Origin of the sequence: Paenibacillus montaniterrae (assembly GCF_018403185.1) — a bacterium.
In the GTDB taxonomy this organism is placed as follows: Bacteria; Bacillota; Bacilli; order Paenibacillales; family Paenibacillaceae; genus Pristimantibacillus; species Pristimantibacillus montaniterrae.
In genome coordinates this window covers 1-1,112 of record NZ_BOSE01000029.1, presented here as the reverse complement: position 1 = coordinate 1,112, position 1,112 = coordinate 1, and the positions used below count along the sequence as shown (strand labels likewise).

The 1,112-nt window shown below is 51.6% G+C and carries 2 tRNA genes and 3 rRNA genes; all 5 read left to right on the top strand.

What is annotated here, in order from left to right:
• Positions 1-220 (top strand): 16S ribosomal RNA (locus tag KJS52_RS26965); the annotation flags it as partial.
• A 125-nt stretch (positions 221-345) separates the two neighbouring features.
• Positions 346-462 (top strand): 5S ribosomal RNA (gene rrf / locus KJS52_RS26960).
• 6 nt (positions 463-468) lie between these two features.
• Positions 469-545 (top strand) — tRNA-Ile (locus tag KJS52_RS26955).
• A 94-nt stretch (positions 546-639) separates the two neighbouring features.
• Positions 640-715, top strand: a tRNA-Ala gene (locus KJS52_RS26950).
• 93 nt (positions 716-808) lie between these two features.
• Positions 809-1,112: ribosomal RNA gene (locus KJS52_RS26945) — 23S ribosomal RNA — on the top strand; the annotation flags it as partial.

Genomic DNA, 1,112 nt, shown 5'->3' with positions numbered 1-1,112 from the left:
CTGCATGAAGTCGGAATTGCTAGTAATCGCGGATCAGCATGCCGCGGTGAATACGTTCCCGGGTCTTGTACACACCGCCCGTCACACCACGAGAGTTTACAACACCCGAAGCCGGTGGGGTAACCCGTAAGGGAGCCAGCCGTCGAAGGTGGGGTAGATGATTGGGGTGAAGTCGTAACAAGGTAGCCGTATCGGAAGGTGCGGCTGGATCACCTCCTTTCTAAGAGAACACGATCTTCCGAGTTGAAGATCATCAGATCCCTTGAGGATCACCCTTAAAGGCAGTTAGTTCGCTCACTCGTTGTCAGTTTTGAAGGATCAAACGATTCTTCCATAAGTAAATCGTTTGGTGGCGATAGCGGAGGGGAACCACACGTTCCCATCTCGAACACGACCGTTAAGCCCTCCAGCGCCGATGGTACTTGGACCGCAGGGTCCTGGGAGAGTAGGACGTCGCCAAGCGGTTGAGGGCCTTTAGCTCAGCTGGTTAGAGCGCACCCCTGATAAGGGTGAGGTCGGTGGTTCGAGTCCACTAAGGCCCACCATAACAACTTAAACCCATTCAAAAAGTAGTTGGGGCCCCCGAAAAGTAATCGGATTACAATTCGGAGCTTAAACGTCACTTTTTGGGGTGAATATGGGGCCATAGCTCAGCTGGGAGAGCGCCTGCCTTGCAAGCAGGAGGTCAGCGGTTCGATCCCGCTTGGCTCCACCAAGAAGATTTTTAACTTGTACCTTGAAAACTGGATAAGAAAGCAAGAAACATCCAAAGCGAATCGAGTTCAAACGATTGTTTGAAATTTAACTAGGTTAAGCTAGTAAGAGCGCACGGAGGATGCCTAGGCACTAGGAGCCGAAGAAGGACGTGGCGAACAACGATACTGCCTCGGGGAGCTGTAAGCAAGCGTCGATCCGGGGATTTCCGAATGGGGAAACCCAGCTGTTGTAATAGACAGTTACAGTTAGCTGAATTCATAGGCTAGCGTGAGGCATACCAGGGGAACTGAAACATCTAAGTACCCTGAGGAAGAGAAAACAAAAGTGATTCCGTCAGTAGCGGCGAGCGAACGCGGATTAGCCCAAACCAGAGAGCTTGCTCTCTGGGGTTGTAG